The sequence below is a fragment of the Rhodovulum sp. genome (assembly GCF_011048875.1).
GTDB classification, from domain to species: Bacteria; Pseudomonadota; Alphaproteobacteria; order Rhodobacterales; family Rhodobacteraceae; genus Rhodovulum; species Rhodovulum tesquicola.
In genome coordinates this window covers 1-8,037 of record NZ_DSDD01000343.1, presented here as the reverse complement: position 1 = coordinate 8,037, position 8,037 = coordinate 1, and the positions used below count along the sequence as shown (strand labels likewise).

The 8,037-nt window shown below is 67.9% G+C and carries 8 protein-coding genes; 2 read left to right on the top strand and 6 right to left on the bottom strand.

Features of this window, described 5'->3' with window-relative positions; genetic code table 11:
- Positions 1-464 (bottom strand): outer membrane protein assembly factor BamE (locus tag ENN83_RS12055; protein ID WP_287187347.1); only part of this gene is annotated, 464 nt, incomplete at its 3' end.
- A gap of 82 nt (positions 465-546) precedes the next feature.
- Between ENN83_RS12055 and ENN83_RS12050 the strand changes: the two genes are divergently transcribed.
- Positions 547-1,095 carry a YceD family protein gene (locus ENN83_RS12050; RefSeq protein ID WP_287187345.1) on the top strand — a complete coding sequence of 183 codons (549 nt, stop codon included), beginning with the start codon at positions 547-549 and terminating at the stop codon, positions 1,093-1,095.
- Positions 1,096-1,210: 115 nt separating this feature from the next.
- Here the strand turns inward: ENN83_RS12050 and ENN83_RS12045 are convergent, their stop codons facing one another.
- Genes ENN83_RS12045 through cysS form a run of 4 tightly spaced genes read right to left on the bottom strand, consistent with a single transcriptional unit; the run spans position 1,211 to position 5,761 of the window.
- The gene (locus ENN83_RS12045; protein WP_287187343.1) at positions 1,211-1,978 is read right to left on the bottom strand and encodes a squalene/phytoene synthase family protein; all 768 of its coding nucleotides are present in this window, start codon (positions 1,976-1,978) and stop codon (positions 1,211-1,213) included.
- Complete coding sequence (locus tag ENN83_RS12040; protein ID WP_287187341.1) at positions 1,975-2,691, bottom strand: class I SAM-dependent methyltransferase; 717 nt, start codon at positions 2,689-2,691, stop codon at positions 1,975-1,977. The genes ENN83_RS12045 and ENN83_RS12040 overlap by 4 nt, the downstream gene beginning before the upstream one ends.
- On the bottom strand, positions 2,691-4,322 hold the full coding sequence (gene cimA / locus ENN83_RS12035) for a citramalate synthase (protein ID WP_287187340.1): 1,632 nt from the start codon (positions 4,320-4,322) through the stop codon (positions 2,691-2,693). Before cimA ends, ENN83_RS12040 begins: the two co-directional genes overlap by 1 nt.
- Positions 4,319-5,761 carry a cysteine--tRNA ligase gene (gene cysS / locus ENN83_RS12030; RefSeq protein WP_287187338.1) on the bottom strand — a complete coding sequence of 481 codons (1,443 nt, stop codon included), beginning with the start codon at positions 5,759-5,761 and terminating at the stop codon, positions 4,319-4,321. The genes cimA and cysS overlap by 4 nt, the downstream gene beginning before the upstream one ends.
- A gap of 251 nt (positions 5,762-6,012) precedes the next feature.
- Here cysS and ENN83_RS12025 point away from each other — a divergent pair, with 251 nt between their 5' ends.
- Positions 6,013-7,401 (top strand): pyridoxal phosphate-dependent decarboxylase family protein, encoded by a 1,389-nt coding sequence (locus tag ENN83_RS12025; RefSeq protein ID WP_287187336.1) that lies wholly within the window; start codon positions 6,013-6,015, stop codon positions 7,399-7,401.
- 18 nt (positions 7,402-7,419) lie between these two features.
- On the opposite strand, the gene ENN83_RS12020 is transcribed toward ENN83_RS12025, so the two are convergent.
- Positions 7,420-8,019 (bottom strand): outer membrane protein, encoded by a 600-nt coding sequence (locus tag ENN83_RS12020; protein ID WP_287187335.1) that lies wholly within the window; start codon positions 8,017-8,019, stop codon positions 7,420-7,422.
- Between the last annotated feature and the right edge of the window lie 18 nt (positions 8,020-8,037).

Below are 8,037 nucleotides of genomic sequence, written 5' to 3'. Positions count from 1 at the left end.
TAGCGCGGTCCGATAACATCCTCGGCGCGGAAATTGCCAAGGTTGCGGAACAGCTGGCCGAGGAAGCTGATGCCCTTGACATTCGATTCGGTCACCCGCCGATTGAGCGCGATCACCCGACCCCGTTCCAGCCCGAAGCGTTCGACATTCTCGACCGTGCCGTTCGCGGCAAACGAGATCGCCACCACCTGCCGCTCGATATTCTCGGGCGCGCGGGGGCCGACCGTCTTCCAGGTATTCTCGACGTAATACCACGCCTCGTCGCGCATCACGCCATTGACCGAGGGGGTGCCGACCAGTTCGGCCACGCTGTCGCGGGTATCCACGCCCACCACGATTGCGGACAGATCCTCCTCGGAGGGGGCGTAGCCGCTCTTGCGAATGATCGGGGAACAGCCCGCAATCGACGCGCACAGAACGACGACGAGCGCCAGTCTGGCGGAACCTGCCCGGGGCCTTGCCATGCCAACCTCTTGTCACAAGGGCTCTTGCCTCCTAATCCGCTTACATCAGAGAGCCACCCGGGTTCAAGGAAGGAACGTCGCCATGACCGATACCGAACACATGGAAACGACGATCCGGCTCGCCGCGCTACCGGGCCGCACGCCGGTATCGCTACGACTGGAACCAGACGCCTCGGAGCGCGCGGCGATGGCCGGACGGCTGGGGCTGCTGGCGCTGAAAAAGCTACGCTTCGAGGGCGAACTGGTGCCCGAGGCGCGGCGCGACTGGCGGCTGTCGGGGCGGCTGGGGGCAACGGTGGTCCAACCCTGCGTGGTGACGCTGGCCCCGGTGACAACGCGGGTCGAGACCGATCTCGTACGTGTCTACCGCGCGGGACTCGCCCCCCCGCCCCCGGGCAGCGAGATCGAGATGCCCGAGGATGACAGCGAGGATCCCCTGCCCGAACGGCTTGATCTGCTGGCGGTGATCGAGGAGGAGCTGGCGCTGGCGCTGCCGCTTTATCCGCGTGCCGAGGGCGCGGAAACCGGCGAGGCCAGCTTTGGCCCGCCCGGGGTGGCCCCGATGCGCGATGAGGACACGAAACCCTTTGCGGCGCTGGCCCGGCTCAAGGGGCGGGACGGGGCCGAATAGCGAGTGTAGCCTTGCGTGTTTCGCCTCGCTTGCGCGAGGCGACCGGGGGCCGGGGGCTGCGCCCCCGGCCCTTTGGGTATTTGGGCCAAGAAGAAAAGGCAGGCGTGGGTGGGGGCTACCAGCGTCCGGTCAGGCTGCGGATCAGCAGCCCCGCGCGGCGGTGGAATTCCGAGGGGGCAAGCCTGCCTTCGGCCACGCGGGTGGGATCGGCGGCGGCGCGGCCGAGGATTGCACCTGCGCGCCAGGCGGTCAGCGCGGCGGGGGTCGCGGCGGGGGGAATCGCGGCGCGCTGGCGCCGGGCGGCAGCAAGCCGGGCAAGCCCCTGGCGGGCCAGCGCGGCGACGGCTGCGGGACGGCCATCAACCAGCGGCAGGCGGCCGCGCGCCTCGAGATCCGGCACCGCCAAGAGCCAGGCGGCGATGCCTTGGGCGAAGGCCAGGTCGCGCAAGGCGCGCTCGCCCGTTGCGGCGCCCAGCACGCGCGCCGCGACCCACATCAGCGTGCCGAAACAGGCGTCGATATGCGCCTCGAACGCCGCCTGATCGGCAAAGGGGGCGCGGGTGCAATCCCAGCGGCGCGCGGCCACGAGAGAATCGAGCAGAATTGCGCCCTCGGGATCGAGGACCTGCGCCAGCGGTGTCGCGACCTCGTGGCGGCGGACCGGGCCGCCGCGCGCGATCTCGTCCAGCACGTCGCGCCACCATTGAAGGCGCATCTCGGCGATCATCGGCTCGGCGGTGAGCCAGGGCGCGCGCGCCACCTCGACATTGAAGGCGTAAAGCGGCAGCAGCCGCTCGCGCGCCGCGACCGGCGCCGTCATCGTGGCCAGGAAGCGGTCGGGATCGCCCCGCCGGACGATCTCGGCGCAGGCATCTATGCTCATCGCGGCCGGGCCACGGTCAGCAGATAGCCGTATTCGGCCCGGCAGGCCCGCCAGGTAGCGATTTCATCCTCGGCCGCCGCCAGCACATCGGCAATCGCGGCGGAGGCGCCGGGGCGGAGGGTTGCGATCTGGCGTTCCATCGGCTGGAAATAGCCCTCCCATGCCGCATCGGACAGGGGGCGCTGACCAAGGATCGCGTATCCCGCCGCCTGGACCTGGGCCGCAATGCCTGCCGCGTCTGTGATCCGGGGGTATTCCCGGTCCCAGAAGGCCCGCGCCCGGGCCGAAGGCGTCGCAGTGAACCAGCAGGCTTCGGAAAACGCCACCGCGCCGCCCGGGGCCAGCGCCGCGCGCCAGCGGCTCAGCCCCTCGGTCACGCCGAGGAAATGGAGCGCGCCGGCCGACCAGATCAGATCGAAGGGACCGGTCAGCGCGCCCATGTCGCCCTGCCGCACCCGGGCCCGCCGCTCATCCGCGAAACGCGCCGTCGCCCGTTCGGCATGATGGGGGTGCAGGTCCACCGCCTCGACCCGGCCGCGCGGCACATGGGCCAGCAGCGCCGCGATATCCGCCCCCGGCCCGCAGCCCGCATCGCAGATCGCGCCATCCGCGGGCACGCCTGCAAGGGCCAGCGCCCAGTCCAGGCTGTCACCGTCGCTCGGCCCGCCGCGGGGCGAATCGTCGTGAAGCGTGAAGAAGGCCGCCCAGTCCATCAGGCGGACCCCGTGACGGGCGCCCCGTCGCGCACCAGTTTCCACACGACCGCATCCAGAAGCGCCTCGAAACTGGCATCGACGATATTGGGCGAGACCCCCACCGTGGCCCAGCGCCTCCCCTGCCCGTCCTCGCTGTCGATGATGACGCGGGTCACGGCCTCGGTGCCGCCATTGGTGATGCGCACCTTGAAATCGACCAGCTTCATATCGTCGATATAGGGCTGGTACAGGCCCAGATCCTTGGCAAGCGCCCGCCAGAGCGCGTTGACCGGCCCCCGGTCACGCCCCTCGGCATCGCGGCTTTCCGAGACCGACAGCTTCTTTTCGCCGCCCACCTTGACCACCACCACCGCCTCGGACTGGCTGACCATCCGGTCATGGCGGTTCTTGCGCCGCTCGACCGTCACCCGGTAGCGCTTGACCTCGAAGAAGGCGGGCAGCCGGTCGAGGATACGCCGCGCGACCAGTTCGAAACTGGCCTGCGCGCCGTCATAGGAATAGCCCTCGCCCTCGCGCGTCTTGATCTCGTCAAGGATCAGCGCCAGCCGCGGATCGCCCTCGGGCACCTCCAGCCCCGCCTCGGCCAGCCGCCTTCGCAGGTTCGACTGCCCGGCCTGGTTCGACATCGGGATCACCCGGATATTGCCGACGCGGGCGGGGTCGATATGCTCGTAGGTCGCGGGTTCCTTGAGGATGGCGCTGGCATGCAGCCCCGCCTTGTGAGCAAAGGCCGAGGCGCCGACATAGGCCGCCGCCTTGCGCGGCACCCGGTTCAGGATGTCATCCAGAAGCCGCGAGGCGTGCGTGAGCCCGGTCAGCGCCTCTGCCGTCACGCCGGTTTCGAACCGGCTGGCATAGGGCTCCTTGAGCAGGAAGGTCGGGATCAGCGTGGTCAGGTTCGCGTTGCCGCAGCGTTCCCCCAGCCCGTTCAGCGTGCCCTGCACCTGCCGCGCGCCCGCATCGACAGCGGCCAGGCTGCACGCCACCGCGTTGCCGGTATCGTCATGGGTGTGGATGCCGATCTGCGTGCCGGGGATGCCGCGGGCGATCACCTCGGCCGTGATCTCGCCGATCTCATGGGGCAGCGTGCCGCCATTGGTGTCGCACAGCACGATCCAGCGCGCGCCCGCCTGATGCGCGGCCACAAGGCAATCAAGCGCATAGGCCGGGTCGGCCTTCCAGCCGTCGAAGAAATGCTCGGCATCGAACAGCGCCTCGCGGCCCTGCGCGGTGACATGGGCGATGGATTTCGCGATGTTTTCGACGTTCTCGGCCAGCGTGATGCCCAGCGCGGTCGTGACGTGGAAATCATGGGTCTTGCCGACGAGGCAGACCGACTGCGTATTGGCGTTCAGGACGGCAGCCAGCACATCGTCATTCTCCGCCGACCGCCCCGCGCGCTTGGTCATGCCGAACGCAGTGAGGGTGGCTTTCGTCTTCGGCGGATGCGCGAAAAAGTCACTGTCGGTGGGGTTCGCACCTGGCCAGCCGCCTTCGATATAGTCAAGCCCGAGCTGGTCGAGCATGGCCGCGATCTGGTGCTTTTCAGCCGTCGAGAATTGCACCCCCTGCGTCTGCTGCCCATCGCGCAGGGTGGTGTCGTAAAGAGTGAGGCGGGTGCGGCTCATGTGAGGCCGTCAAGTTTGCTGGGGTCGAAGTCGCGCTTACTCTGCAACTCCACCCCAAGCCGAGTCATTCGGACTTCGACACCCGCATCAATCAGCACGGATTTGATACGGTCTACTTCAGAAAAGTCTTTCGATTTCATGGCTTGCTCTCTGGCCGCTACCAAAAGAGACTTGGCATGATCCAGAGCAAGATCGCCAATATCAGCAAATTTTCGCGCGGCGCTCAGAATGTTCCGATCCGTCAACCCTAAAAAGTCCGTCGTCGCGCGAAAATCTGCAAGAGCGTCATCATCTCGCTTCGCGCTGTCAAAGGCTGCATGAAGTCGGGTTATGGCGAGCGGCAAATTCAGGTCGTCAGAGATCGCGTCAATGACTTCCTGAATCACATGGCCTTTGTTCAATCTTTTGTTCAACAGACCATCGGATGTCATTGCGCGCGTCCACCGCATTAATGTCCGTTCCGCCTCCCGCGCCTTCGCCTCCGTCCAGTCCATCGGTTTGCGGTAATGCGTCTGCAGCATCACAAACCGGATCACTTCGCCCGGCCAACCTTGATCCAGCAGATCGCGCACGGTGAAGAAATTGCCCAGGCTCTTGGACATCTTCCTGCCCTCAACCTGCAGCATCTCGTTGTGCATCCAGACCCGGGCAAACCCGCCCTCGGGATGGGCACAGCAGCTTTGGGCAATCTCGTTCTCGTGATGGGGAAATTGCAGGTCGATGCCGCCGCCATGAATGTCGAAGGACGCCCCCAGCAATTCATGCGCCATCGCCGAGCATTCGATATGCCAGCCCGGCCGCCCCCGGCCCCAGGGCGAGTCCCAGCCCGGCAATTCGTCGTCCGAGGGCTTCCACAGGACGAAATCCATCGGGTCTTCCTTGAACGGTGCCACCTCGACCCGCGCGCCCGCGATCATGTCGTCGACCGACCGGCCCGACAGCGCGCCATAGGCCGCATAGGACCGCACCCGGAACAGCACATGGCCTTCGGCCGCATAGGCATGGCCCTTGGCGATCAGCCCCTCGATCATGGCGATCATCGCCCCGATCCACTCGGTCGCGCGCGGCTCGCGGGTCGGGCGCAGCGCCCCCAGCGCATCCATGTCGTCATGATACCAGCCGATGGTCTCGTCCGTCCGCTCGCGGATCAACCCCTCCAGCGACCGCGGATCGCCCGCCGCGCGCCGCGCCTGGGCGGCGGCGTTGATCTTGTCATCGACATCGGTGAAATTACGCACATAAGTTACCGCGCCCTCGCCATACACATGGCGCAACAGCCGGAACAGAACGTCGAAGGTCACCACGGGCCGCGCGTTGCCCAGATGCGCGCGGTCATAAACGGTGGGCCCGCAGACATACATCCGCACATTGGCGGGGTCCAGGGGCTCGAACGTCTCCTTGCGGCGCGTCCTGCTGTTATATAGGCGGATCTCGGTCATGGCGTGGTCCTTCGCGCGCGTCCCGGGCCGGGTTCTGGCATATCCGCGCCGCGATGGGAATATGCCGACCGGCTCGCACAACCGCGCGCCACGGGGCACCCTGCCCGCATGACCGAGGATCAGATCATGGCCTTCTGCGACGCGCTGCCCGGCGCCACGCGCGACCGCCTCGGCTGAGACGCCACACCCCCTTGCCTCTTCTTCTGGCCCCAAATATCCCCGCCGGAGGCATCCGACAGGATACAGGGGCGATGGACCACGACGATCTGGCGCATTGGTCGAAACGGGCCGCCGACTGGGCGCGCGCCTATCACCGGGGGCTGCGCGACCGCCCCGTGCGGCCGAGGACCGCGCCCGGCGCCACCGCCGCCCGCCTGCCCGCCGCCCCGCCCGAGGCCCCCGAGCCGATGGAGGCGATCTGGGCTGACTTCGAGGCGCTGGTGCCGGACGCCATGACCCATTGGCAGCATCCCCGCTTCTTCGCCTATTTCCCGGCGAACGCCGCCCCCGCCTCGATGCTGGCCGAGCAACTGGCCAATGCGATGGCCGCACAATGCATGCTGTGGCAGACGGCCCCCGCCGCGACCGAGATCGAGCAGGCGATGGTGGGCTGGCTGCGGCAGGCGCTGGGGCTTGCCCCCCGCTTCACCGGCACGATCCATGACAGCGCGACCACCGCGACGCTGGCCGCGGTGCTGACGATGCGCGAACGCGCGCTGGGCTGGGCGGGCAACGCGCAGGGGCTTTCGGGCCACAAGCGGCTGAGGCTATATGCCAGCGCCCAGACCCATTCCTCGGTCGACAAGGCGGCGCGGGTGGCGGGCATCGGGCAAGAGAACCTGGTCAAGGTGGCGACCGACGCGACGCACGCGATGGACCCCGCCGCGCTTGATGCCGCGATCCGGGCCGATCTGGCGGCGGGCTACCTTCCGGCGGGCGTGATCCTGTGCGTCGGCGGCACCGGGATCGGCGCCATCGACCGGGTGGCCGAGACGCTGGCCGTGGCAAGGGCGCACGGGCTTTACACCCATGTCGATGCGGCTTGGGCGGGCTCGGCGATGATCTGCCCGGAGTTCCGCGACCTCTGGGCGGGGATCGACGCGGCCGACTCGATCGTGGTGAACCCGCACAAGTGGCTGGGCGTGCAGTTCGACTGCGCGGTGCAGTTCCTCGCCGACCCCGCGCCGCAGGTCCGCACGCTGGGGCTGCGGCCCGATTACCTGGAAACTCTGGGCCAGTCGGATGTGACCGATTTCAACGAATGGACGGTGCCGCTGGGCCGCCGCTTCCGGGCGCTCAAGCTGTGGTTCGTGCTGCGCGCCTATGGGCTCGAGGGGTTGCGCGCCCGCATCCGCAACCATGTCGCCTGGGCCGCCGAGGCGCGCGACGCCATCGCCGCCCTGCCCGGTTTCGAGATCGTGACAGAGCCGCGTCTGTCGCTGTTCACCTTCGCGCTTGGCGACGATGCCGCGACCGAGGCGCTTCTGAAACGGGTGAATGATGACGGCCGTGTGTACCTGACCCAGACGCGGCATCAGGGCCGGTTCGTGATCCGGGTGCAGGTCGGGTCGTTCGATTGCAAGCGCGCGGACGTGATGATGCTGCCCCGCGTGCTGGCGGAGGCGAGCGGGGCGGCCTGACGCCGCCCCTGCCCCGGTTCAGAACCGGAACGACGCGCGCAGCGTCGCGGTGGTGGCATCGGCACCCACACCCGAGCTGCCGAACTCGTCGAAATCGTGGTAGAGAACCTCGCCGCCGATGATCCAGGATGGCGACGGCTGCCAGGCAAGCCCCACACCGACGAACGCGCCCGTCTCGTAGCCCAGCGAGGTGCCGGCACGCGCGGCACCCGCCGTGCCGTAGAGCATGGTCGACCCCATGTCGTAACCCACCTGCCCCTTCAGCCGCCAGACATAATCCAGCTCCTCGGCGCCGCCTGCAAGGTCGATATCGGCGCGGTCATAGTCCAGTTCGATGCCGGTCACCAGCGTGCCCATGTCCCAGCGATAGCCGACATGCAAGCCGTAGATTTCGCCATCGCCGTCGCGCGCACCCGAGACATTCACATCGCCATAGCCCAGTTGCAGACCGGCATAGGCGCCGCCCCAATCGCCGCTCGGGGCAGGCGCTGGCACGGGCGCCGCAGCAATGACCGGCGCATCGGCCGGGGCGGGGCTGTAGCTGCCGGCCAGCGCCGGGGTGACCGCAACGGCGCCGAAAGTCAGCGCCAGCGGAAGCGTGAAACGATTCAGTTTCATCGGAATTCTCCTTGCTTC